This window comes from Pseudomonas parafulva, assembly GCF_000800255.1.
Taxonomy (GTDB): domain Bacteria; phylum Pseudomonadota; class Gammaproteobacteria; order Pseudomonadales; family Pseudomonadaceae; genus Aquipseudomonas; species Aquipseudomonas boreofloridensis.
In genome coordinates this window covers 1,346,099-1,368,530 of sequence record NZ_CP009747.1, presented here as the reverse complement: position 1 = coordinate 1,368,530, position 22,432 = coordinate 1,346,099, and the positions used below count along the sequence as shown (strand labels likewise).

Here is a 22,432-nt window from a genome sequence, read left to right as displayed (position 1 = left end):
CCTCCCGATAAAGGTGCGCATTGGCTATCGGTGAGCCTCAGGTGTCTGGGTACGCTGGCCATCTTCACCCCTGAATCACACTGACCGGAGCATCCTCATGCACGACCGAATCGAATGGGCCAAGCACGCGCCCGAGGCCTACAAGGCCATGGCTGGACTGGAAAAAGTACTGGCCAGTTGCGGCCTGGAGCATTCGCTGCTGGAGCTGGTACGCCTGCGCGCCTCGCAGATCAACGGCTGTGCTTACTGCGTGAACGTACATGCCAACGATGCGCGCAAGGCTGGCGAAAGCGAAGCGCGCTTGCAGACCCTCAGCGTGTGGCAGGACACACGCTTCTTCACCCCCCGTGAGCGGGCGGCGCTGGCCTGGCTGGAAAGCCTGACCCACCTGCCCGAACGTGGCGCGCCACAGGCCGAGTACGCGGCGTTGTTGGCGCATTTCACGCCCGCTGAAGTGGTCAACCTGACCTTGGCGATCGCCAGCATCAATGCCTGGAATCGCTTCGGTGTGGGGTTCGCCATGGTGCCGGCCTGAGCAGGATCGACCCGCCCGAAGTGCCCGCTGTGCAGTGGCCAAAAAGGCCAGAAGGACTGGCCGCTTTCGACATAGGCGCGGGGCCGAACCTTGCCTAGACTCGATCCCCTGGGCAGCGTCGCCCCTGCTCACCGAGCAGGGCGGCAACACGCCTTGGCAATCGGAGCCCGTCATGAGCCGCACAGCATTCGCCGCCGTCGATCCGTTACACCCTGCACAGGTATGCCTGCTCGCCTACGGCAGAGGCGGCTGCCGCCCTGCTCGTGCACCGGGCAGTTGCCTGTGAGGGTCGCTGCCTCGGCAGATGCCGACGGGCGCAGCGTACACTTCGAGGAACGCCGCGAGCGGGCCATGGCGCTGTTCGCCGAAAAGGGTTTCGGTCAGGTCAGCATGCGCGAACTGGCCGCCCATGTAGGCCTGACGGCGGGCTCGCTGTATCACCATTTCCCGAGCAAGCAGGATCTGCTGTACGACTTGATCGAAGAGCTTTACGAGGAGCTATTGGCCACACTCGATCAGGGTCGTCGTGCCCAGGCCGGCGGCAAGCCAGCGCTGCCCCAGTTGATCGCCGCCCACTGGCAATTGCAGGCCGAACGGCCGTTGCAACTGCGCCTGGCCGAACGCGACTTCTGCTGCCTGAGCCCAGCGCAACAGATGCACCTGAAGGCACTGCGTCAGGAGTACGAGCGCGGCCTGGTGCAACTGGTCGCACCCGGCGCGCGCCAGCGTAGCGAGGTACAAGCAGTGGCCGGGCATATGCTCAGCAGCCTGCTGAACCAGTTGCCCGGCGTCCTTCAGGACCGTGGCGTGCCCGAGCCGCAGGGCGTCGTGCTGGTCGAGCGGCTGCTGGCCGGCGCCTTGGAGCGCGCATTGGTGTAACGCGTGCAAGCGTGCACCATCCTGTCGCTCAGGAGGCCGCCGGCGCCTCTTGCACAACCTCTTCTCGCGCGGCGTACCGTTGGGCCAGCACCGCACACACCATCAGCTGGATCTGGTGGAACAGCATCAGCGGCAGGATCATCGCGCCGATCCCACTGCCGACGAACAGCACCTGAGCCATGGGTACGCCAGTGGCCAGGCTCTTCTTGGAACCCGCAAACAGGATAGTGATACGGTCTTCGAGGCTGAAGCCAAGAATCCGCCCGAGCAGCCGAGTGGCAATGAGCACAACGGCCAGCAGTACACCGCAGGCGGCGAACAGGCCCGCCAGGTGCTGCGGCGATACGGTGTTCCACAACCCGGTGACCACGGCCTCGCTGAACGCGGTGTAGACCACCAGCAGGATCGAACCCTGGTCGACCAGCTTCAGCCAGCGTGCATTCCTCTTGACCCAGGCACCGATCCAGCGCCGGGCGATCTGTCCGGCCACGAACGGCACCAGCAATTGCAGGGTGATCTTCAGTACGGCATCCAGGCCCGAGCCGGTATCGCCATCGGCGCCGAGCAGCAGCATCACCAGCAGCGGGGTCAGGAAGATGCCCAGCAGGCTCGACGCTGCCGCACTGCAGATCGCCGCTGGCACGTTGCCGCGCGCCAGCGAGGTGAAGGCAATGGCCGATTGCACAGTCGCCGGCAGTGCGCACAGGTACAACAAGCCCAGGTACAACTCATTACCCACCAAGGGCACGAACAGGGGCTTGAGCGCCAGGCCCAGCAGCGGGAACATCACGAAGGTGCAAGAAAACACCAGCAAGTGCAGGCGCCAGTGGCCAGCCCCGGCGACGATCGCTTCGCGCGACAGCTTGGCGCCATGCAGGAAAAACAGCAGGCCGATGGCCAGGTTGGTCAACCAACCGAAGATCACCGCCCCTTGGCCCGAGCACGGCAGGAAGGTGGCGATCAGGACCACCGTCAGCAACGTCAGGGTGAATTTGTCGAAAAGCATGCGCAGGTACTTCATGGGGCATCCGTCTTGTCATGGTGCAAGGCTCGACGATAAGGTCTGCGCTCGCTCGGCGCTAACGCCGGAACTCCCGCCGGTGTCGCTGAACGGACATCGGCCCGCTTCGATGCAAGGATCTTGACAATGCTAAGCTTGCGACCCTCTCTTCTGGCCCTGGCCATGACCGCTGCCTGCGCGCCCGTACTGGCCGACGACCTGCAACGCCAGGTGGATGCCGTCATCCAGCCGCTGATGCAGGCGCAGCACATACCCGGCATGGTGGTAGCGGTCTACGCCAACGGCCAGGAGCGGTATTTCAGTTATGGCCTGGCCGATCAGGCGCACAAGCGTGCGGTCACCCCAGACACCCTGTTCGAGGTCGGGTCGGTGAGCAAAACGTACACCGCCACCTTGGTTGCCCTGGCCAGTGCCGAAGGCCGGCTCGACTTGGACGCGCCCGCCAGCCGCTATCAGCCCGCACTGGCCGGGACCGCTCTGGGCAAGGCCAGCGTGCGAGCCCTGGGCGCCTACAGCGCCGACTGCCTGCCTCTGCAGTTTCCCGACGAGGTCACCACTGACGAGCAGGCTCTGAACTTCCTGCAACACTGGCAACAGAAAACCACGCCTGAAACCCGGCGCTGCTATTCGAATCCGAGCCTGGGCCTGTTCGGCGACTTGGCGGCGCGCGCGCAGCAGCGGCCCTTCGCTGACCTGATGACCCAGACCTTGCTGCCAGCCCTGGGCCTGAAGCACACCTACCTGCAGGTACCGACCAGCGCCCGCGAGCAGTACGCCCAAGGCTACGACGCGCAGATGCGGCCGGTGCGCGTCGGCCCCGGTCCGTTCGCCGACCAGGCCTACGGCATCAAGACCAGTGCCAGCGACATGCTGCGCTACCTGCGCACCGAACTGGACCCACAAGGCTTGCCCGCGGCGCTCAGCCAGGCGATCGGCATCACCCACGGCGGCTACTACCAGGTGGGCGAGATGACCCAGGGCCTGGGCTGGGAACGCTACCCCTACCCGGTCAAGCTCGACACGCTGATCCAGGGCAATGCCGCGCAAATGATCCGGGAGCCTCAAGTCACTCGACGGCTGCAGCCTGCGCAACCGGACGGCGCAGCCTACTGGTACAACAAGACCGGAGCCACCAACGGCTTCGGTGCCTATGTGGCTTTCGTGCCGTCGAAGAACGTGGCGATCGCCCTGCTCGCCAACCGTAACTACCCCAACGACGACCGGGTTCGCGCGGCCCACGCGATCCTTGCTCTGGTCTCGCACTGAGGCCATTGCCGCCTTTTTAATCAGGATTGTCCGACAATATGTAGTGCCTGAAAATTTTCACTACAAAACCATTGACGACATTCTTCAGCCTTGGGCATGATGAGGCCGTCTCCCTGATCGGGAGCGGTGGCAAGGGTGTTCCAGACGGCCTGCGCGGTAACGCAGGCCGTTCGTGGAGAGGGAATCTGTCCAAAAGGCAGCGTGAGAAAGCCCCTGTTGCGATGCTGCTGTAGCAGCCTAGGTAGTGCGCTACATCGTGGTAGCGCCAACTGTGAAAATCACCAACGAATGGGAAATGGGGGCTTTATGATGAACCTGAACAACAATCCGACGATCGACCAATTGGCCCGGCTGTTCGCAGCGCGAAAGGACAGCCACGACGACCACCTGCTGTGGGTCAGCCAGACCGGTGAGGTTCGCCTCGATCGTCTGCCGGCCAACACTGTCGAGGCCGAATCCGACCGGCACATGCCTGACAGCATGTGCGCCCGCTTCAAGGTCTACCGCCGCGGCCAAGGCTACGTCGGCAAGAAGGCCGCAGCCGATACCGGTTTCGTCGAGCGAGTGCTGATGACCCTGCAACAGCAATGGCCTGCCGCCCGTGAGCAGCAGGCCGTCAAGGTGATCGACCCACTCGACTGAGTGGCTCGCCACTGCTTGAGCCCGGCCCACAAGGCCGGGCTTTTTCATGCCTGGCGTCGCGCCAAGGGCGGTGTCACCAGAGCGCCGGTGGCCAAGGCTCGGGCGCGGTCCACACCCCACACCAGCGCGCGGGTCATGGTCTGTCCGGGCAATGAGCGGTGATACTCCTCGCACAGCGCCTTGCCGCCTTGGGCATACACGCCCAAGAACAACTGGGTGGCGCCAAGGCGCGACAGACGAACCTGCACGTCGATGCTGGTGCCGTCGCTCAACTCTTCGTCATGGCAGCGACTGTGCAGTTGGCTATCCGCCCATTTCCAATAGGTCTCATCCCTGACTCTCATGGAAGTCCATCCTCCTTTTCCCAAATGCCGCATAAGAAAACCACAGTGATGCCTCTACGGCGAGCATAAGCCGCCGTTCCACTGCGCCGGATCAAGACATCAGGAGATACACGTGCCGTTCGGCTAAAAGTTAAACGGCGCCGGCCATTCACCGACCTGAAAGAGCGCAGCGCGCGAGTTGAGGCTAGCCGGTGGAACGCTAACCGCCGGGGCAAATGGGATTTGCCCGACAAGTGGCACATTGCCGCTACCTAGCGCGTCATCCATGACGCCTACAGGTTTACTGGGCATGCACCGCCCGCAGGCGCTGGACCACACGCGGTCCGAACACGTTGATCAGCAGCCCCGCCATCACCAACAACGCGCCCCAGCCTTGGACGCTGCTCAAGCGTTCGCCCAGCAGCCATGCCGATGAACTCAGGCCAATCACCGGCACCAGCAGCGAGAACGGTGCCACCTTGCCTGCCGGATGACGCGACAGCAATGTGCTCCACAGGCTGTAACCAAGCATGGTGGCCACCAACGCCAGGTACAGCAGCGCCAACACCGAACTCATGCCGATATTGGTCAGCGCATGCCCCATGCGCTCAGGACCTTCAAGCCACCAGGACAGGGCCAGGAACGGCAGTGGCGGAATCAGTCCGCCCCAGATCACCAGCGCCACCAGATCGACCGAGCCGAATCGCCGCGTGATGATGTTGCCCATGCCCCACATGGCGCCCGCGCACAGGGTCAGCAGCAGCGCCACCAACGGTACATGGCCGCTGTCCTCACTGCCGATCAGCGCCAGCCCGCCCGCCGCGACCAGTAGCCCGAGCACGCTGGCAGGTCGCAGCCGCTCACCGAGAAACAGCGCGGCGAAACCCAAGGTGAAGAATGCCTGCGATTGCAGGACCAGTGACGCCAGACCTGGGGGCATGCCGCTGTACATGGCCTGGAACAGGAAGGCGAACTGCCCTAGGGAGATGGTGGCGCCATAGGCGATCAGCCAGCGCCATGGCAGCTTGGGTCGTTTGATGAACAATACGGCGGGAAAGGCCACGAGCAGGAAGCGCAAGGCCCCCAGCAACATGGGCGGCAAGCCGTCGAGTCCGACCTTGATCACCACGAAGTTGACGCCCCAGGCGATGATGACCACCAGAGCGATCAGCAGGTCCTTGACTGGCATTGCACGGTTCCTTGTTCAGGCTTTTATAGACATATTTCGTTACAGCATAAGGCTATTCCCGTTGCAGCGACCAGCACAGTTAAAGCCAAGGGTTGCACAACAGTAGGCTGTGACGACACGCGCCGCGGGCCTGATCGATCCTGACTCGCCTCCTCTGCACGCCGAAAGTTGGGCCACGCGAACGGATTGACCATCTTGTATATACATGCTCATATGACATGCATTGCCTCACCCGCCCATAACAACAACCACGCGGAGTCCAGCATGTCCACCACGCCTGTAATCGAGCGCCGCTCGATCGACTACATCCCTCCCGCCGAACGCCACGGACGCGTCTACAGCCAGTTCACCCTGTGGCTGGGCGCCAACCTGCAGATCACGGCCATCGTCACCGGCGCACTGGCCGTGGTGCTGGGTGGCGATGTGTTCTGGTCGCTGATCGGCCTGCTGCTGGGCCAGCTCATCGGCGGCACGGTGATGGCCCTGCACGCCGCCCAAGGCCCGCGCTTGGGACTGCCACAGATGATCTCCAGCCGCGTGCAGTTCGGGGTCTATGGCGCGGCCATTCCCATGCTGCTGGTGTGCCTGATGTACCTGGGTTTCACCGCCACGGGCACCGTGCTATCGGGCCAGGCCATCGGCCAGTTGCTCGGCGTCAGCGACAGCCTCGGCATCCTGATCTTCGCCGGCGTCATCGTTCTGGCCACCCTCGCCGGCTATCGAGTGATTCACTGGATCGGCCGCGTGGCCAGCGTGCTGGGCATCATCGCGTTCGTTTATCTGTTCAGTCGCATCCTGATGCTCGCCGACATCGGCCAGTTGCTGGACAACCGCCACTTCAGGTGGGCCTCGTTTCTGCTGGCGGTGTCGCTGGCCGCCTCCTGGCAGATCGCCTTCGGTCCGTATGTCGCCGACTACTCCCGTTACCTGCCACGCAGTACCTCGGCGCTGAAGACCTTCTTCGCCGCCGGCCTGGGCTCGGTGATCGGCGCACAGGCGTCGATGGTGCTGGGGGTATTCGCCGCCGCCATCGCCGGCAGCCAGTTCTCCGGGCACGAGGTGGCGTACATCGTCGGCCTCGGCGGCGCCGGCGGTGCAGCGGCGTTGCTGTATTTCGCCATCGCCTTCGGCAAAGTGACCATTTCCACCCTCAACAGCTATGGCAGCTTCATGTGTATCGCCACCATCATCAGCGGCTTTCGCGGCAGCGTGCAGATCAGCCGGGGCCAGCGCCTGCTGTTCGTGCTCGGCATCGTCGGCGCGGCGACGCTGGTGGCGTTGCTGGGCCAACATGCGTTTCTCACCGCGTTCAAGTCGTTCATCCTGTTCCTGCTGACCTTCTTCGTGCCATGGAGCGCGGTGAATCTGGTGGACTACTACTTCATCACCCGCGAACGCTACGACATCCCGGCGCTGGCCGACCCGAACGGGCGCTACGGCCGCTGGAACTGGCCAGGCATCGGCGTGTACAGCCTCGGCGTGCTGATCCAGATGCCTTTCATCGACACCAAGCTCTACACAGGTCCCATGGTCGCGCACCTGGGCGGGGTCGACGTGTCCTGGCTGATCGGCCTGGTGGTGCCGAGTCTGCTGTATTACTGGATTGCACGGGGCAAGGCCAGGCAGGCACCGGCCGAACTGATCGAGCCGCCGGCGCACTAGCGCACGGGCGCCGTCACTTTTCAGTCACACGCCTGTCGTAATCTGCCGGACATTCCTATGCCCAAGGACTCCGGCATGCGTCGCCCACTCGCCCTGCTGCTCTGCCTGCTACCCCTGCTGGTCCGCGCAGAGCCGGCCTGGCTGAGTATTCAAGGCTCGAACACCATTGGCGCAGCGCTGGCACCGGCGCTGGTGCGCGGATTCCTGCAAGGCCAAGGCGCACAGGCTATCCGCAGCCAGTCTGGCGGGCAGGCCAACGAGGTCGAGGTCAGCGCCATTAATGCCCACGGCGCGCCCCTGCGGATCAGTATCGCTGCCCACGGCACCCGCACCGGTTTCAGCGCCCTGGCCCAGGGCGAGGCCGATCTAGCGGCCGCCTCGCGACCGATCAGCGACGAGGAGGCCCGCGAGCTGGTGCACCTGGGCGACCTGCGCAGCGTCTCCAGCGAGCAGGTGATCGGCCTCGATGGCGTGGCCGTGGTCGTGCATCCCGATAACCCTTTGCAGGCATTGACCATCGCCGAACTGGCCAAGGTCTTCTCCGGGCAGATCCAGCGCTGGGAGCAATTGGGCGGGCACGCTGGCCCAATCCACCTGTACGCGCGCGACGATCGCTCCGGCACCTTCGACACCTTTCGCACCCTGGTACTGCGCCCGCAGGGCCAGGAGCTGTCACCCCAGGCCGCCCGCTTCGAATCCGGCGAAACCTTGGCGGCACAGGTGAAGGCCGATCCGGCGGCCATCGGCTTCAGCAGCCTGACCACCGTGCACGAAGGCAAAGCGCTGGCAATCGCCGAGGGCGACGCGCCGGCCCTGCTGCCCACCTCGGCCAACGTGGCCAGCGAAGACTATCCACTGTCGCGAAGGCTGTTCTTCTATTTGCCCACAAACCCCAGCGCACCCGCCAAGGCCCTTGCCGAGTTCAGCCAGAGCCCAACCGGTCAGGCGATCGTCGCCGCCCAGGGTTTCGTCTCCCAAGGCATCACGCCACTGACCATCGCCGCGCAGCCACGGATGCCCGCGCCGTATCGCGCCCTGGCGAACGAAGCGCAGCGCCTGAGTGTCAATTTCCGCTTTCAGGAGGGCAGCGCCAGCCTGGATAACAAAGCGCTGCGCGATGTACAACGCCTGGGCGATTACCTGCGTCAAGTCGGCAAGCTGCAGGACCAGGCGGTACTGGTCGGCTTCAGCGACCCCAAGGAAACCCCTGGTCGCGCCGCACTGCTCTCACGCCTGCGGGCCATGGCGGTGCGCCGCGAACTGGCGCGCGACGGGGTGCAGGTGAAGGATGTGCTAGGCATGGGCGATGAGTTGCCCGTGGCCGGAAACGAGCAGGAACACGGACGCCTGCGCAATCGCCGGGTGGAGGTGTGGGTCTACTGAGCGCAAACACGCGTTTCCTCCGCCTGCGCGGCTGGGTACTCTGTGCCGGTACCCGACCTCGGATCCGTGCTCATGCTGCCCCTGCTACTCACCACGCTCGTGCCCATCATCCTGCTCATCGCCCTGGGCACCGTGCTGCGCGTACGCGGTTTTCTCGCCGACAGCTTCTGGCCAGGCGCCGAGCGATTGAGCTACTACGTGCTGCTGCCTTCGCTGTTCCTGCATGGCCTGGCCACCGCCAATCTGGATGGCGTACCCGTGCTGGGCATGGTCGCCGTGCTGATGCTCTCGACCCTCGTCGGCGGCGTGCTGCTGGTGCTCTACCAAGGACTGGCGCAGCACGATGGCGCCGACTTCACCTCGGTATTCCAAGGCGGAGTCCGCTTCAACAATTACATCGGCGCGACGCTGGCGGCGGGTATCTATGGCAGCGCCGGCATCGCCCTGGCGGCCGTGGCCAATGCCTCGATCGTGCCGCTGGTCAACTTGCTCTGCGTGCTGGTGTTCGCCCGCTTCAGCGCCCGGCACAGCTCGCCGTTCACGGTGTTCAAGGCAATCTTCGCCAACCCGCTGATCATCGGCTGCGCCGGGGGTCTGTTGCTGCGCGTCACCGGCATCGGCTTGCCCGCCGGATTGGAACCAACGATCAAGGCCTTGGGCCAGGCGGCACTGCCCCTTGGGCTGCTGTGCGTGGGCGCGGCATTGGGCGGCGCGCGCATGGGCCAGCAGGTCAAGCCGCTGGCGGCCGCCTCGGTCTTCAAGTTCCTGGTCATGCCGCTGACCACTTTCGGCCTGTGTCGCCTGCTCGGGCTCGGCGGTCAGGCGGCCGTGGTGGCGGTGCTGTTCCAGGCGCTGCCGACGGCATCGTCCTCCTACGTAATGGCCCGGCAGATGGGCGGCAACGCGCCGCTGATGGCGACCATCATCGCCTTGCAGACCGTGGCGGCGGCCGTGACGTTGCCGTTGATGCTAAGCCTTACCCTGGGTTGAAGCCGCGTGGTTAGAATGCTCGGATCCCAGTCACACGGACATCCGATCATGCGCCACCGGTGGATTGCGTTCAGCCTGCTCATCGCTCTGCCCTTCACACAGGTGCACGCCGCCGACAGCAACACAGCCGCCATCGCCGAAGACAAGGCCCAGGCGCTCGAGCAGAAGGTGATCGACGACGCGCCACCGCCCAAGCCCCCGGAAAAGATCACCGCTGCCGAGGTCAAGGCCGTCGACCCGGCCGGCCAGGCGCCGCTGGACGACAGCATCACCTGTCTGGCACGCACCCTTTACTGGGAAGCCAAGGGCGCCGACGAAAAGGACATGCGCGGCGTCGCCAATGTGGTGCTCAATCGCCTGGGCAAACCGGGCTTCCCCGACTCCATCTGCGGCGTCGTCAAGCAGGGTGTGGAAAACCGCAGTTGCCAGTTTTCCTGGTGGTGCGACGGGCGTCCGGATCAAGTCGAGGAGCCGCCGCGCTATGACATCGCCAAGGAAATCGCGCGCAAGGCGCTCAACCAGCAACTGCCGGACAGCACCGCCGGCGCGCTGTTTTTCCACGACCGCCATGTGCGACCGAGCTGGGCGAAGACGTATCGGCGCACCGCCCAGACCCGCCATTTCTTCTTTTACCGCCCCAGCACAGCGCTGGCACGCTGAGCCCGGCTCGCTGACACGTCAACGTCAGAAGTCGACCGTGCCGGAGAGCTTGACCAGGCGTGGATCGCCTTGGGTCAGGTAGCCGCCGTTGGCCGACGCCCAGTATGACGTGTCGGCCACGTTCTCCACGTTCATGCGAAGGGTGATGTCTTTGTCCTGAACCTTGAAGCGGTAGCGTGCGCCTAGGTCGAAGCGATTCCAGGTCGGCAGGCTGAGGGTATTGGCCGGGTTGGCGTACTGCCCACCCGTGCGCAGCATGCGCGCATTGAGCGCTACGCCGGGAAGACCGGGAACGTCCCAATCGACGCTGGCATTGAGCTGGAACGTCGGCACACCCACGGCATGATTGCCATCGTTGCTGCCGTTCTGGGTGTTCTTGAGCTCGGTGTCCATGCGTGTGCCGCCCGCCATGAGACGCAGCCCCTGAAGCGGCTCACCGAACACGCTGAGTTCGACGCCTTTGTTGATCTGCTGGCCGTCCTGCACGAAGACGTTGCCTTCGCGGTAGCCGTCAGTGGGCCGCTCGATACGATAGACCGCCAGGTTGGCGCCATAGCGCTGCTGGTCGAGTTTGATGCCGGCCTCGACCTGCTTGGTCTTGGCCGGCGGGAATACCTGGCCGACGTTGACCACTTCGCCACTGGCCGTGGCGCCCTGGGCCAAGCCCTGGATGCTGTTGGCGTACAGCGACAGTGCTGGCGTGAGCTTGTAGACGATGCCATAGACCGGTGTGGTGACCGCCTCGTCATAGAACGCGGTGCGCCCCCCGTCGACGCCCGTGCCGCGATAGGCGTAGCCCTCTACCCGCAGTTGCTGACGACGAAAGCCAGCGGTGAGCAGCAAGGTGTCGTCGAACAGACCAAGCGTATCGGACAGGGCCACGCTGCGGTTGCGCGTCTTGCCCGTGACTCCCGGGTCGCTCAGGAGGCCCGCGCTCGCGCTCACGCTGGCAGGACGCGGAACCGGCAAGGTGTCGTAGATATTGGTCGGCTGAGACTTATAGAAAACGTAGGCATTTTCCTGTTCGGTCCAGATGCTCGCCGCGCCCAGGTTCAGTTGGTGACTGACCGGGCCGGTCTGGAAGCGACCGTTGAGCCCGGTCATGAAACTCGCGTTGTCTTCATTGTGCGGAATTTGCGAACCGGCGATGGTCGCAGCGCCGGTGGCCGCGTTGGTCAGCACGGGCGTGCCGTAGAAGCCGGTTTCGCGGGTGTGCTTGATGCCGCCAGCCAGGTAACCGCTCCAATGCTCGTTGAAGTCGTAGTCGCCCCGCAGCATGCCGAAGGTATCTTCGGTCTCGGTCCAGGACCAGTCCTGGCCATAGTTGTGATCAGCACTGGGCGCATGCGGGATATCCGTGACACCCGCGCCCAGGCGCACGGAGTTACGCAAGTGGTTGACGCGCTGCTTCTGGTAGCCGAAGTCGCTCGAGACACGCAGTTGATCGCCGCGGTAGTCCAGGCCTGCAACGAACAGCTTGCTGCGCTGATTCTGATCGTCGACCGCCGTGTCGCCCTCGCGCTGGGACAGGTTCAAGCGCGCACCGAAACGGTTGTCTTCGCCAAAGCGCTGGCCAATGTCCAGATGCTCGCCAATACGCCCGTCAGTGGTGATGTCCTGGGTGTAGCGGCGGGTCGGGATGTCGTCAGCGCGCTTGGGCTGCAGGTTGACGTTGCCACCCAGCCCCGTGCCGGTGGGGCTGGCGCCGTTGAGAAAAGCGTTGGGCCCTTTGAACAGTTCCACCCGCTCTACCGCATCGGTTGAAATCATTTGCCTGGGCAGTACGCCATATAAGCCATTGAAGGCCACATCGTCGCCGCTGAGCGGCAGCCCGCGGATCACGAAGACCTGCGACTGATTGCCGAAACCAAAGGACTGGCGCACCGAGGGGTCGTTGAGCAGCACATCGCCGATGTCTTCGGCCTGCTGATCCTCGATCAGTTGCGCGGTATAGCTGGTCAGGGTGAACGGCACGTCCATCATGTCCTGATTACCCAGCACGCCCATCTGCCCGCCCCGGGCCACTTGCCCACCGGCGAACGTTTCAGGCAAAGGGCTGGAGGCCGGTTTGAAGGCGTCGGCATTGACGGCAGTGGCGTCAAGTACGAGGGGGCCGTCCGCCGCTTGGGCGCTCAGACCGACGGAACAGCAAAGCGCGATCAAGGTCGGACGCATCGGACCGGTGTAGGCCATGAAAGGCTCCTGAGTAGGTGATTGAAGAGCCTTCCTGGCCAGCATTATTGCAAGTGAATCGCGTTTATAATCGATGTTGCGAATTATTTCCAACAAATCGCACTTTTTCGCGCGCGGCCTGTCTACTGCCTCTTTTGCCGCCATCGGCTCACCGATGGCTCACCGCAACACACAAGCCAGGCCAAAAACCGGTGGCTTGTGTAGGATGGGCAGCGCCCCCACCAGGCCACTGCCAGTCATAGGGAGATTCTTGATGCGCGTCCTGTCATCCCTCGCCTGCCTTGGCGCCCTGTCGCTGGGTTTGCTGAACCCGATCAACGTCCAGGCGTCGAGCGGCGATGAAGCGCAACTGATCGAAGCGATCAACCTCTACCGCAGCCAGACCCAACGTTGCGGTGGCGAGGCGTCGCTCGAGCTGCCGCCGCTCAACAGTGACACCCGCCTGGCCCTGTCGCCGGAAGGCACCCGCGACCTGCAGCAGGCCATGACGCGCGCCGCCTACCCCATGGTCAACGTCCAGGCCATCAGCCTGTCTGGCCCACGGGACGCAAAAGCGGCCATGGGCGCCATCGAGGAGAGTTTCTGCCAGGTGGTGCTCGATCCGCAGTTCGTCGATATCGGCGTCAGCCAGGAAGGCCGCGACTGGCGCATCGTGCTGGCGCGCCCGCTGCTCAGCGGTCGCCTCGGTGACTGGCAGGCCGAGGGTCAAAAATTGCTGCAGGAAGTCAATGCCGCGCGCAAGCTGCCGCGCCAGTGCGGCGGCCAGCCCTTCGCCGCAGCGCAGCCCTTGAACTGGAATGCCACCCTGGCCGATGTCGCGGCCAATCACACCCGCGCCATGGCCAACCAGAACTTCTTCGACCATATCGACCACGACGGGCGTACCCCTGGCGATCGCGCAGAACTTGCGGGTTATCTGTACCAGCAGATTGGCGAGAACATCGCCGCAGGGCGCGACACGCCGCGCAAGGTGGTCGATGGCTGGCTGGCCAGCCCTGGCCACTGCGCTACCCTGATGAACCCCGACTACCGTGACCTGGGCGCGGCCTATGCGGTGGATCCGAAGAGCGATGCCGGCATCTACTGGACCGGCGTGTTCGGCTCGCCGCAGTGAAGGCTGGTCAAATGCAGCGCAGCGTCTTTACTTAGGGCTATGCCCCTCAGCAGCGAAGCCGCCTATGAAGATCGTGGTCACCCGCATCCTTGTCGACGACCAGGCCAAGGCCCTGGCCTTCTACCACTACATACTGGGTTTCCAGCCCAAGGACGACATCCCCATGGGCCGGCATCGCCGGCTCACCTTGACGTCGCCGAACGATCCGAACGGAGTGGAACTGCTGCTCGAGCCGGATACCCACCCCGCCGCCCAGGCTTACAAGGCTGCGCTCAAGGCCGAGGGCATTCCCGCCACCTCCTTCGCGGTGCGGGATATCCAGGCCGAGTACACGCGCTTGTGCGCCAGTGGCGTGCAGTTCGCCCAGCCGCCCACTGTGACCGGGTCAACTACCGTGGCGCTGTTCGACGACACCTGCGGCAACCTGATCCAGCTCAGCCAGCGTCATTGACGCCGCGCCCAAGGAACCGAATCGATGCGCCACGAATTCAGCGAAGTGCTCAACGACCTGATCGACTATTTCCTGCTCGCCGACATTCAGCGTCTGGCGCGTTTCAAGGAGGAGAACGACCTGCCGGACGATCTGGCGCGCGCGTTCACCTCCGGCGACAGTGGCGATCGTGCGGTGCTCGAAGGCGTGGTTATGCCCTTGGCGGGGGTCGACAACCTGCCCTACCGCATCATCTTCAGCCTGGACGAACCCATCCCCGCCCTGCTGGAACCCGGCAACCGCGTCGCACACCGCCGCGCAGGGTACGTGCTGCAGGTCGAACATCGCGCCTTGATGCTGTTCACCTGGCGCATCCTGCAGCATTTCACCCACAAGACCCTGGGCGATCTATTGGCCCGCTATCAAGTGCCTGGCCGTCCGATCATCGAACTGGACAACGGCTGGTACCACGTCGAGGTGCTGGCCGGTGCAGTGTTGAGAGAGGGCTTCTATGAGCCAGCATTCGAGTTCGTGCTCAAGCGCACGCACTGCCAGCGTCCCACGGACGACATCGATGTGGGCTACCGCTTTAGCCTGGAAGAAAACCTCCTGCCCTCCACACTCGCCCGCTGACACTTCTCTGCCTCAAGCTCAGTAATCGAACCGCTCAACCGCCCGCCGCCGCTCGTTGTCATCGCGGCGGTCGTAGCCTGCGGTGGTTTGAATGTTGACGTGGTGCGCCAGCTTCTGGGCAATGGACAGGTCGTGCTCCTCGATCACCCGCGTAATGAATGCACGCCGAAAATCGTGTGGCATGATCTTCACGCCCACCTGCGCGCCGCGCTGCCGAGCGATGTAGTAGATGGCATGCTTGGTGATACGTGCCCGAGTAATGTGATTGCCACGACGGATGCGGTTGAACAGAAAGCTGTCGTCCGTCACGCCGGTCGGCAGGTGCTCACGACGCAACGCCAGCCAGGCGCCAAGCTTCTCGAACGCCCACGGCGGGGCATATTTGATCAACTGCCGATTGCCCTTGCCCACCACCCGCAGGCTGCGCTCCTGGAAGTCGACATCGGCCAGGTCGATATCGACCGACTCGGACTTGCGCATGCCGGTGCCGTACAGCAAGGCGATGATGGCCGCATCGCGCACGCCCTGCGGTCGCGGGTCGGCAGCACAGACGTCCATCAGTTCGCGAATCAAGCTGCGCTTCAGGTTGCGTCCTGGCGGCAGGCGCGTGCCACTGGCGGGCTTGACCTCGCGAATGCGCAGCAGGTGCTCGTGGTCGATCAGTCCCTGGCGCCAGGCCTCGTTCATCACCCCGCGCACAGCGTTGACGTACAGCGATGACGTATTAGGGGCATAGCCATCGGTACGCAGCGCCGCCACCAGCGCAATGATGTGGCCCGCCTCGAGCCCGTGCCAAGGCACCGTGGCGATATCGTGATCGGCAAAGCCCAGGCGGTCGGCGGCATCCTGAAGGATGTAACGCAGGGTCATCTGGCTGGACGGCGCCAGACGCGCCAGGTACTGCAACACCGGATTTTGCACGGGGTGGGTCAAAACATGGATCCTGTCGCCGGCGACGGCGGTCTCAGCGCCATCAAATTGAAATCAAAGCACTTTTTGAGTGCCTGCGACGTGATGGTAACTGATCGATGGCCAGGGATCGAACGCCGACGGCACTGTGATCCAGACGCTGAAATTGACTGAGGCCCTGAACAGGGCCTCGATTCGAGGGGGAGTGCTGGCGAGCCTGAGGCTTGCCACGTTCAACTACGCGGCTTCATTCCGCCCCTGGCGGGATGGCGTCCTTATGCTTGTCCTTTAGTCGCGCCCTCTCCGCCTCAGTGGAGTGAGCGGGTACCTGGTCCTGCTTGGGGTCTTGCTGCTGATCGGTCATGTGCAGTGCTCCGTGGCTGTCAAAGGTTGGGCATCCTCGCGGACATGCAGTTCAAGCTCATCCTCACACCCCGCCTGGGGAATCCAGCACCTGACGCACCTTGCGCGCCAGTTCCTGTGGCAGGTAAGGCTTGGAAATGACCTCGAACTCCGCGCCTCCGATATCGGTGCGCTCGATGGAGCTCTTGGCGTAACCGGTGGTCAACAGCACCTTGATGGCGGGTCGCTGCGACTGCACCCTGCGCGCCAGGGTCACGCCATTGATGCCGCCTGGCATGATCAGGTCGGTAAACAGCAGGTCGAATGCGTCATCGCCCTCGAAGAGTTCCAGCGCTTGCTGGGCATCCTTGGCCACCAGGGTCTTGTAGCCATGCTCCTGCAGGATTACCTGGGCCAGCTCGGCGACGTCCAGACGGTCCTCGACGATGAGGATGCGCTCGTGCCCTGCTTTGGCGTAGCTGGCCGAGCGCTGCTCGATGGGCTGGAGCTCGCTGGCGTCGGCGGGGAAGTAGAAACGCAGTGTGGTACCCACGTGTTCTTCGGAGTAGATCTTCACCGCCCCGCCCGACTGCTTGGCGAACCCGTAGACCATGGACAGGCCGAGGCCAGTGCCCTTGCCTTCATCCTTGGTAGTGAAGAACGGGTCCATGGCGCGATCGCGTACCAGTTCCGACATTCCATCGCCGTTGTCGGTCACGGCCATGCAGACATAACTACCCGCCAGCAAGCCCTCGTAAGAGGCGCGCGCGTCCGGGGTGACGATCACATTGCGGGTCTCGATATTCAAAGCGGGATCGTCATCCCCCGCCATCGCATCCCTGGCATTGATGACCACATTGAGCAAGGCGATCTGTGCCTGGGCGGGGTCGATACGGCAATTGTGCAGATTCGGATCCAGGTCCAACGTGACGTTGACCCCATCCCCCAATGTCTGGTTGATCAGCACCTTCGCGTCGGTGACGATCTGATTGATATTGATGACCCGTCCCTGAAGCGATTGCTTTCGAGAGAACGCCAGCAACTGCCGAGTCAGGGTATTGGCCTTGTCCACGGCGTTGCTGGCATAAGTGAGGTTTCTCACGATCTTGGCGAAATCGGGTTGGTCCTTCTCGGCCGCCGCCTTGGACAGCGAAACGTAGCCGCCAATCACTTGAAGCAAGTTGTTGAAGTCGTGGGCGATGCCACCGGTCAGTTGCCCCAGCGCCTCCATCTTCTGCGACTGCCGCAGCGCCTCCTCGACGTCCCGGCGCCTGCTGACATCCAGTTGCGAGGCGAAGAAGTAGGTCAGTTTACCGGCGTCGTTGTAGATCGGAGAAATGAACAGTGCATTCCAGAACGAACTGCCATCCTTGCGGTAGTTGAGCACTTCGGTGGAAAAATCGTAACGCTGCTCGACTGCTTGGCGAATGGCGGCAACCACCTCCGGATCGGTGTCCTTGCCTTGGAGAAACCGGCAGTTGCTGCCCAGCAGTTCCTCCAGCCCATAACCCGTCATTTCCTGAAAGGCGTGGTTGGCAAAGATGATCGGGTTATCGGGTTGATTGGGATCGGTGACGATCATCGGCATGCGGGTGCTTTCAACCGCCGCGAAGAAGATGTCCTTAGGATGACCAAGGACCTCGGCAGTGAATCGATTGTCAACTCTGAGATCGCTGTTGGGCACTGCGCTTTCCTCACACTAAAGGCGGCTTCGGCAACTTCCCACACGCACTATCACTGTGCAGGAAACTTCAGCGCCATCGGTAATCTTGGCCATGTTGGCTTGGATACCGGGGAAGCCGCTACGTTCGGATTTTTTCCAGACCCAGCGCACGTTCTCGATAACGACCGGGGAGCGGCCGGCAACAGCGCAGACACCGGCCGCGCAAACGTGGTCAGGACACGGCGAAGTGGTTCATGAATGTCAGGTCTTCGATGGCGTGCGCGTACTCAGCGAATCGTGCATCACCTTCACTGAACGCTTTTGCCACGTCTTGGGCATATTCAAGACTTTCCCACATCGCTAGATCCACGAACACGCGGTCATCGCCCAGCGGCGCATAGGCGCGGTAATCGATCAAGCCGGGAAAGCACTTCAAGGTTTCCCGAAGTCCGGAGCGCAATGCCGGCATCTGCGCCACGCACTCCTGCTTGACTTTGAAAATAGCCAACTCGAGTACCTGAGCGGTGTGTTGCATGGGGATGACTTCCAGTGTGTAGGGAAGGCCCCATTGTCAGAGACTCATACTGACACCGTATTGTCAGTGCCCGTGATGGCACGCCACTGACTCGCCTGATGATTCATGTACAGGCGAAGATCGACAGCAGGATTATCAGGAAACGTTTGAGTTGCCACCGCGACCGCGATAATGCGATCGACACGAAAATCGCGATACGCCGCTCGCGCTTCGCACCAACTTCCGACCGTCCATTTTCCTCCCCAATAAAACAGGCCAAGGGGACGAATCAGGCGCTGGGAAAGCTCGCCATCCATACGGCGATAGCTGATCTTCAGCGCCGCCCGCTGTTCGATGGCTCTTCGCAGCACGCCCAGATGGCGACGTGATGAGTCCGGAAGGTTGCCAAGGGCTCTGAGCGTCCCCGCGCCCGCATCTTTCGGCGGCTGCTTGAGAGCGGCTGAAATCTTGCTCAACACGGTGCGCGCTGCACTGCCGAGGTCATCATCGGCAGCCGCCATGAGCATTTCCACGCCCAGCATCAGCGCGTCCAACTCGAGCGTGTTCAACGTCAGCGGCGGCAGTTCGAAGTCAGCAGCCAGGGCATACCCCACACCCACGGTGCCATAGATGGGAATGCCGCTGACTGAAAGATCATCGATATAGCGGTAGATCGACCGCACGGACACACCGATTCGCTGTGCAAGCTGTTCGGCAGTCACAGGCTGATGAACGCGGATCAAATTGACCAGTTGGAAAAGGCGATCAGCTTTGCGCACCGGGAATACTCGTCTGCAGTTTTTTTGCATACCGTTGCATAGCTGACGGTACAGTCTCAGCCACTTCAGTACGCCGGAGTTTGCCGCACGGGCGGTGACCTATCAACGCATGGTTACACCGGACCGGACTGCGCACGGCCCTGTGAATGGCCGTCATTCGAGAACCACTTCGCTGATTGCGCATCAACTCATGCGTCTTGCTTCAAGCGATAGTATTCTCCGGCTGGCGCGGGCCAAGCGCATCGAAGTGCAAGCACGTGAAGCCTCAACGCCAGCTGCCGCCAAATCACACAACGCCGCCTTGGCAGGCGTACAAGGATGGACATGTTCAACTTCATGACTCGGTTATTCAAACGCAGACGGAACAGCCCAACCCGCAACGCGGGCCTGGAGGGTGTTCGACAGGGCCAGGGGGTCGATCCGATGATCACCCTGGGTACACTCGGCACGCTGCACAGCCTGCAATCATCGGATTGTTCGACCTCCGATCGCTCCAACAACCACTGCTACGGGTCGGACCACAGCACGCATTCGTCCGGCGACGGCGGCAGTTCCAGTGACAGCGGCGGTGACTCTGGCTCCAGCAGCTGCGACTGAGACCGCGCTGTATCAGGCACCGATTTCGCCATTACGTATGGCGACGCGTATCGCCTCGGCCGTGGTCTTGACTTCGAGCCGTTTGCGGATACGCCTAAGGTGGTTTTCCACCGTGCGCTCAGACAGCGCCAATGTCGCCGCGATATCGCCCTGTCGCCGCCCTGCAGCAATCCAGGCCAACACCTCGCGCTCACGCGTGGATAACTGACCCGGCGCGACCTCCGGGGGTGGTGCCAGCAATCGACGCGCGGCCAGAAACGCGGCCTCGGCCACGACCTTCACGGCCCAGCGCGCTTGAACGCTGGCGTCGATGCTCGCGCCCCCCAAGCTCATCGCGCCTTCCAACCCCAAGGGCCCGAACAATGGCACTTGCAGCCCATGGATGCCGGGGCCGCGGGGCGTGGTCACGATTCGATACAGTTCACCGTCCGCCGCGTGCCGTGTCTTGGTCCAGAAAAATGGCTCGCGTGCAGTCACAACATGGCGCGTGACCGGACAGCGCTGCATGTAGGTCTTGGCGTCAACCGCCTCACCCGTCCCGAACCAGTCCCCTTCCAGCCAATAGATACGCTCCACCGGCTCGCTCTGCCCAGCCGACGTCGAAAACAGCATGAAGCGGTCATAACCCAGGCCCGCACAGAAGCGTCGAACGTCGTCACGGACCTGATCGAGCGACTCGGCGACCTCCACGGTCGCCGCGCAGCGCAACACCGCCTCCAGGGCGCTAGCGCCGGACACTACGCCGTCACTTCCTTGAGCAGGACTTCAGCCGCCAGTTTGCCCAGATTGTTTCCCGCGAGCGGACTGTCGCCGGTAATCAGGGTGCGGTCGCGATGGACGGCTCCGCTGATATCGTCATTGACGATCTCGAAGCCTAGCGACTTGAGTCGTTCGCCAAACTTCCAGGTCAAATGGCCGGGCATATAGCCGATTTCCGGCGTTTTCGCATCCAGTGCATCGGGAAACGCACAGATCTTGTAGCCGCGGTACAGGTCGCTCTCACCCACGGCGAGGAACCCTGCCGGCCCATGACACAGCGAGATGACGAAGCGCTCATGTGCGGCGGCCCACTTCAGCACCTCACCCACCTCGGCGCTTTCGGGAATGCCGATCAGCGCACCGTGCCCCCCAGGAATGAAGATGGCCGCATACGTGTCCAGGCCCGCCGCCAGCACGTCAGCCAGACGCTGAGGTTGCTGGAATTGACCGTGGTACTTGTCGAAAAAGCCTGCCACTGCCTGATCTTCGCCTGGCATGGCCCAGAACTCGAACTTGACCGGATTGCCGGAAACGGTCGCGATATCGAACGCGAAACCGGCGGCATCAAGGTGATACATCGGTAACAGGGTTTCTACCGGATGATTGCCCGTGGAGAAGAAACTACCGTTATCGGTCAGCAAATAGCGCTCGTCGGCGCCAATCATGAGAATTCTCTTTGTCCCGGTATAGGGTGCTGGATAGTTGGCGCCGTTGAGGTCCGACGTGGGCGAGGTGAATTGCTGCAGGGAGTAGTCGGACGGGAAAAAGGCGTTTTTCTCCGCAGGATCAGGTCTGGGGGCCTTACTGACGTGTGCGTGATCGGACATGTTCCACCTCCATCGATTGATTGACCAACGAGCCCGAGCATGCGCAACGCCGATGAATCGTGCAATGAGGGATTTCCGCTGAGAACTGTGTTGGCTCGTCGCAACCCGTGGTATGCCCCGTGCGCTTGATCAATCGGCAAAAGCCACTTTTACTGATGCTATTGAACTCAGAGGACTGCACCATGAGTATTCGCAGCCTGGCAAGAAACCTACCTGCCGATCCTGCCAGAAAGGGATGTGTGCTGGGGTGGGGGGTTCTGAAGGACCGACATCCCTGGCATTTCGTTGACGTGTACGCCGATCGGTCAACCGCCCAGGCAGAGGCGCAGCGGCGAGGCACTGGCTACGTGGTGGAATATGGTTCGCATCGGCTTGGAAGTGATACGTTCATTTGCGGTGTCGGGCTGCCGGAGGGATAGGCATGCACCACCAGATAAGCGGCGAGATGCGAAGCTCAACGGTTGATCATGGCGATCAGGAGCGGACTCTTCTCACCCACACTCATGATGACAAGGCTGCTAGATCAATGGATGCCACCGCAAGGCGACCGAAAGCTCCGGCTGAACTTCTGCTACTGCACATCGAACTGAACGACATCGAGCCTACGATCTGGCGTCGCTTTCTGGTTCCTGAAACCATCACGTTGGGCAAACTGCACCGGGTGATCCAAGCCGTGATGGGCTGGACTGACAGCCATCTGCACGAATTCGATATTGCCGGTGAGAAATATGGCACTCCCAGCTCCGATGATTGGGGGGCGCCGGTGAACTCAGAAACGCGCAAGACACTGGTCAATGCCCTACAGGGCAAAAAGAGGTTTGGGTATCTTTACGATTTCGGTGATAGCTGGGAACACCGAATCACGGTTGAAAAGCGCTTGCCGATGATCTCGGCACCTCAGGAGCATTATTGCATCGAGGGAGAGAATGCTTGCCCACCGGAAGATGTCGGTGGAGCGCCTGGCTATCAGGACTTCCTCGACGCCATGGCCAATCCTGCTCATCCTGACCATGACGATAGGGTGGAATGGTATGGGGGCGTCTTCGAGGCTTCGGTATACGACTGCAAGCCGGTCAATCAGTGGCTTGCACGCAAGAAGATTTGAAAGACGCCAATGCTGCC

General features: G+C 62.6%; 24 protein-coding genes. 14 read left to right on the top strand and 10 right to left on the bottom strand.

From position 1 onward, the window contains the following. Positions 1 to 97 precede the first annotated feature (97 nt). Together NJ69_RS06125 and NJ69_RS06120 are read left to right on the top strand one after the other, a co-directional pair. Positions 98 to 535, top strand: coding sequence for a carboxymuconolactone decarboxylase family protein (locus tag NJ69_RS06125; RefSeq protein ID WP_039577145.1), 438 nt, complete (start codon positions 98 to 100; stop codon positions 533 to 535). Between the two features lie 351 nt (positions 536 to 886). Further along, positions 887 to 1,414 (top strand): TetR/AcrR family transcriptional regulator, encoded by a 528-nt coding sequence (locus NJ69_RS06120; protein ID WP_052192004.1) that lies wholly within the window; start codon positions 887 to 889, stop codon positions 1,412 to 1,414. A 28-nt stretch (positions 1,415 to 1,442) separates the two neighbouring features. On the opposite strand, the gene NJ69_RS06115 is transcribed toward NJ69_RS06120, so the two are convergent. After that, positions 1,443 to 2,435, bottom strand: coding sequence for a bile acid:sodium symporter family protein (locus NJ69_RS06115; RefSeq protein WP_039577141.1), 993 nt, complete (start codon positions 2,433 to 2,435; stop codon positions 1,443 to 1,445). Positions 2,436 to 2,561: 126 nt separating this feature from the next. On the opposite strand from NJ69_RS06115, the gene ampC reads away from it, so the two are divergent. Continuing rightward, complete coding sequence (gene ampC, locus NJ69_RS06110; protein WP_039577135.1) at positions 2,562 to 3,701, top strand: class C beta-lactamase; 1,140 nt, start codon at positions 2,562 to 2,564, stop codon at positions 3,699 to 3,701. A 306-nt stretch (positions 3,702 to 4,007) separates the two neighbouring features. Further along, complete coding sequence (locus tag NJ69_RS06105; RefSeq protein WP_080754720.1) at positions 4,008 to 4,343, top strand: hypothetical protein; 336 nt, start codon at positions 4,008 to 4,010, stop codon at positions 4,341 to 4,343. A gap of 44 nt (positions 4,344 to 4,387) precedes the next feature. Here the strand turns inward: NJ69_RS06105 and NJ69_RS06100 are convergent, their stop codons facing one another. Continuing rightward, complete coding sequence (locus NJ69_RS06100) at positions 4,388 to 4,687, bottom strand: hypothetical protein (RefSeq protein ID WP_029613269.1); 300 nt, start codon at positions 4,685 to 4,687, stop codon at positions 4,388 to 4,390. A gap of 280 nt (positions 4,688 to 4,967) precedes the next feature. Continuing rightward, positions 4,968 to 5,855, bottom strand: coding sequence for an EamA family transporter (locus NJ69_RS06095; RefSeq protein ID WP_039577130.1), 888 nt, complete (start codon positions 5,853 to 5,855; stop codon positions 4,968 to 4,970). Between the two features lie 264 nt (positions 5,856 to 6,119). Between NJ69_RS06095 and NJ69_RS06090 the strand changes: the two genes are divergently transcribed. The 4 genes from NJ69_RS06090 to NJ69_RS06075 all read left to right on the top strand — a co-directional run bounded on the left by NJ69_RS06090 (position 6,120) and on the right by NJ69_RS06075 (position 10,550). Beyond that, positions 6,120 to 7,517, top strand: coding sequence for a purine-cytosine permease family protein (locus tag NJ69_RS06090; RefSeq protein WP_039577128.1), 1,398 nt, complete (start codon positions 6,120 to 6,122; stop codon positions 7,515 to 7,517). 75 nt (positions 7,518 to 7,592) lie between these two features. Then, positions 7,593 to 8,900, top strand: coding sequence for a substrate-binding domain-containing protein (locus tag NJ69_RS06085; protein ID WP_039577125.1), 1,308 nt, complete (start codon positions 7,593 to 7,595; stop codon positions 8,898 to 8,900). 72 nt (positions 8,901 to 8,972) lie between these two features. Next, positions 8,973 to 9,890, top strand: coding sequence for an AEC family transporter (locus NJ69_RS06080; RefSeq protein WP_039577124.1), 918 nt, complete (start codon positions 8,973 to 8,975; stop codon positions 9,888 to 9,890). Between the two features lie 48 nt (positions 9,891 to 9,938). After that, positions 9,939 to 10,550 carry a cell wall hydrolase gene (locus NJ69_RS06075; RefSeq protein ID WP_039577122.1) on the top strand — a complete coding sequence of 204 codons (612 nt, stop codon included), beginning with the start codon at positions 9,939 to 9,941 and terminating at the stop codon, positions 10,548 to 10,550. Between the two features lie 24 nt (positions 10,551 to 10,574). Here the strand turns inward: NJ69_RS06075 and NJ69_RS06070 are convergent, their stop codons facing one another. After that, positions 10,575 to 12,743, bottom strand: a complete 2,169-nt coding sequence (locus NJ69_RS06070) for a TonB-dependent receptor (RefSeq protein ID WP_039577120.1) — start codon at positions 12,741 to 12,743, stop codon at positions 10,575 to 10,577. Positions 12,744 to 12,996: 253 nt separating this feature from the next. Between NJ69_RS06070 and NJ69_RS06065 the strand changes: the two genes are divergently transcribed. The 3 genes from NJ69_RS06065 (at position 12,997) to NJ69_RS06055 (ending at position 14,920) form a co-directional block, all read left to right on the top strand. Beyond that, positions 12,997 to 13,857, top strand: a complete 861-nt coding sequence (locus NJ69_RS06065) for a CAP domain-containing protein (RefSeq protein WP_039577118.1) — start codon at positions 12,997 to 12,999, stop codon at positions 13,855 to 13,857. Positions 13,858 to 13,921: 64 nt separating this feature from the next. Next, positions 13,922 to 14,308 carry a VOC family protein gene (locus NJ69_RS06060; RefSeq protein ID WP_039577115.1) on the top strand — a complete coding sequence of 129 codons (387 nt, stop codon included), beginning with the start codon at positions 13,922 to 13,924 and terminating at the stop codon, positions 14,306 to 14,308. Between the two features lie 24 nt (positions 14,309 to 14,332). Next, positions 14,333 to 14,920: a hypothetical protein gene (locus NJ69_RS06055; protein ID WP_039577113.1), complete on the top strand. Its 588-nt coding sequence runs from the start codon at positions 14,333 to 14,335 to the stop codon at positions 14,918 to 14,920. A gap of 18 nt (positions 14,921 to 14,938) precedes the next feature. On the opposite strand, the gene NJ69_RS06050 is transcribed toward NJ69_RS06055, so the two are convergent. From NJ69_RS06050 to NJ69_RS06035, 4 genes are all read right to left on the bottom strand, one after another. Then, on the bottom strand, positions 14,939 to 15,790 hold the full coding sequence (locus tag NJ69_RS06050) for a site-specific integrase (protein ID WP_080754801.1): 852 nt from the start codon (positions 15,788 to 15,790) through the stop codon (positions 14,939 to 14,941). 466 nt (positions 15,791 to 16,256) lie between these two features. Beyond that, entirely contained in the window at positions 16,257 to 17,855 is a 1,599-nt protein-coding gene (locus tag NJ69_RS06045; protein WP_029613262.1) for a histidine kinase famiy protein, read from the bottom strand. A 211-nt stretch (positions 17,856 to 18,066) separates the two neighbouring features. Continuing rightward, a complete protein-coding gene (locus NJ69_RS06040; protein ID WP_039577109.1) occupies positions 18,067 to 18,369 on the bottom strand; it encodes a hypothetical protein in 303 nt (100 codons plus the stop codon). 44 nt (positions 18,370 to 18,413) lie between these two features. Then, positions 18,414 to 19,127: a helix-turn-helix transcriptional regulator gene (locus NJ69_RS06035; RefSeq protein WP_039577107.1), complete on the bottom strand. Its 714-nt coding sequence runs from the start codon at positions 19,125 to 19,127 to the stop codon at positions 18,414 to 18,416. A gap of 318 nt (positions 19,128 to 19,445) precedes the next feature. Here NJ69_RS06035 and NJ69_RS06030 point away from each other — a divergent pair, with 318 nt between their 5' ends. Then, complete coding sequence (locus NJ69_RS06030) at positions 19,446 to 19,724, top strand: hypothetical protein (protein WP_039577105.1); 279 nt, start codon at positions 19,446 to 19,448, stop codon at positions 19,722 to 19,724. Positions 19,725 to 19,736: 12 nt separating this feature from the next. Here NJ69_RS06030 and NJ69_RS06025 read toward each other — a convergent pair whose 3' ends face one another. Both NJ69_RS06025 and hchA read right to left on the bottom strand, forming a co-directional pair. Beyond that, positions 19,737 to 20,462 (bottom strand): PA1136 family autoinducer-binding transcriptional regulator, encoded by a 726-nt coding sequence (locus tag NJ69_RS06025; protein ID WP_052192003.1) that lies wholly within the window; start codon positions 20,460 to 20,462, stop codon positions 19,737 to 19,739. Continuing rightward, positions 20,462 to 21,310, bottom strand: a complete 849-nt coding sequence (gene hchA, locus NJ69_RS06020) for a glyoxalase III HchA (protein ID WP_029613257.1) — start codon at positions 21,308 to 21,310, stop codon at positions 20,462 to 20,464. The genes NJ69_RS06025 and hchA overlap by 1 nt, the downstream gene beginning before the upstream one ends. A 182-nt stretch (positions 21,311 to 21,492) precedes the next feature. Between hchA and NJ69_RS22860 the strand changes: the two genes are divergently transcribed. Together NJ69_RS22860 and NJ69_RS06015 are read left to right on the top strand one after the other, a co-directional pair. Further along, positions 21,493 to 21,729, top strand: a complete 237-nt coding sequence (locus tag NJ69_RS22860) for a hypothetical protein (protein WP_080754719.1) — start codon at positions 21,493 to 21,495, stop codon at positions 21,727 to 21,729. 107 nt (positions 21,730 to 21,836) lie between these two features. Continuing rightward, positions 21,837 to 22,415, top strand: a complete 579-nt coding sequence (locus NJ69_RS06015) for a plasmid pRiA4b ORF-3 family protein (protein WP_039583118.1) — start codon at positions 21,837 to 21,839, stop codon at positions 22,413 to 22,415. Positions 22,416 to 22,432: the final 17 nt, after the last annotated feature.

What these genes read in the sequence shown, in the direction of transcription:
- NJ69_RS06125 (WP_039577145.1), top strand. Translation starts at nt 98, where the DNA reads ATGCACGACCGAATCGAATGGGCCAAGCACGCGCCCGAGGCCTACAAG.
- NJ69_RS06120 (WP_052192004.1), top strand. Translation starts at nt 887, where the DNA reads ATGGCGCTGTTCGCCGAAAAGGGTTTCGGTCAGGTCAGCATGCGCGAA.
- NJ69_RS06115 (WP_039577141.1), bottom strand. Translation starts at nt 2,435, where the DNA reads ATGAAGTACCTGCGCATGCTTTTCGACAAATTCACCCTGACGTTGCTG.
- ampC (WP_039577135.1), top strand. Translation starts at nt 2,562, where the DNA reads ATGCTAAGCTTGCGACCCTCTCTTCTGGCCCTGGCCATGACCGCTGCC.
- NJ69_RS06105 (WP_080754720.1), top strand. Translation starts at nt 4,008, where the DNA reads ATGATGAACCTGAACAACAATCCGACGATCGACCAATTGGCCCGGCTG.
- NJ69_RS06100 (WP_029613269.1), bottom strand. Translation starts at nt 4,687, where the DNA reads ATGAGAGTCAGGGATGAGACCTATTGGAAATGGGCGGATAGCCAACTG.
- NJ69_RS06095 (WP_039577130.1), bottom strand. Translation starts at nt 5,855, where the DNA reads ATGCCAGTCAAGGACCTGCTGATCGCTCTGGTGGTCATCATCGCCTGG.
- NJ69_RS06090 (WP_039577128.1), top strand. Translation starts at nt 6,120, where the DNA reads ATGTCCACCACGCCTGTAATCGAGCGCCGCTCGATCGACTACATCCCT.
- NJ69_RS06085 (WP_039577125.1), top strand. Translation starts at nt 7,593, where the DNA reads ATGCGTCGCCCACTCGCCCTGCTGCTCTGCCTGCTACCCCTGCTGGTC.
- NJ69_RS06080 (WP_039577124.1), top strand. Translation starts at nt 8,973, where the DNA reads ATGCTGCCCCTGCTACTCACCACGCTCGTGCCCATCATCCTGCTCATC.
- NJ69_RS06075 (WP_039577122.1), top strand. Translation starts at nt 9,939, where the DNA reads ATGCGCCACCGGTGGATTGCGTTCAGCCTGCTCATCGCTCTGCCCTTC.
- NJ69_RS06070 (WP_039577120.1), bottom strand. Translation starts at nt 12,743, where the DNA reads ATGGCCTACACCGGTCCGATGCGTCCGACCTTGATCGCGCTTTGCTGT.
- NJ69_RS06065 (WP_039577118.1), top strand. Translation starts at nt 12,997, where the DNA reads ATGCGCGTCCTGTCATCCCTCGCCTGCCTTGGCGCCCTGTCGCTGGGT.
- NJ69_RS06060 (WP_039577115.1), top strand. Translation starts at nt 13,922, where the DNA reads ATGAAGATCGTGGTCACCCGCATCCTTGTCGACGACCAGGCCAAGGCC.
- NJ69_RS06055 (WP_039577113.1), top strand. Translation starts at nt 14,333, where the DNA reads ATGCGCCACGAATTCAGCGAAGTGCTCAACGACCTGATCGACTATTTC.
- NJ69_RS06050 (WP_080754801.1), bottom strand. Translation starts at nt 15,790, where the DNA reads ATGACCCTGCGTTACATCCTTCAGGATGCCGCCGACCGCCTGGGCTTT.
- NJ69_RS06040 (WP_039577109.1), bottom strand. Translation starts at nt 18,369, where the DNA reads ATGCAACACACCGCTCAGGTACTCGAGTTGGCTATTTTCAAAGTCAAG.
- NJ69_RS06030 (WP_039577105.1), top strand. Translation starts at nt 19,446, where the DNA reads ATGGACATGTTCAACTTCATGACTCGGTTATTCAAACGCAGACGGAAC.
- hchA (WP_029613257.1), bottom strand. Translation starts at nt 21,310, where the DNA reads ATGTCCGATCACGCACACGTCAGTAAGGCCCCCAGACCTGATCCTGCG.
- NJ69_RS22860 (WP_080754719.1), top strand. Translation starts at nt 21,493, where the DNA reads ATGAGTATTCGCAGCCTGGCAAGAAACCTACCTGCCGATCCTGCCAGA.
- NJ69_RS06015 (WP_039583118.1), top strand. Translation starts at nt 21,837, where the DNA reads ATGGATGCCACCGCAAGGCGACCGAAAGCTCCGGCTGAACTTCTGCTA.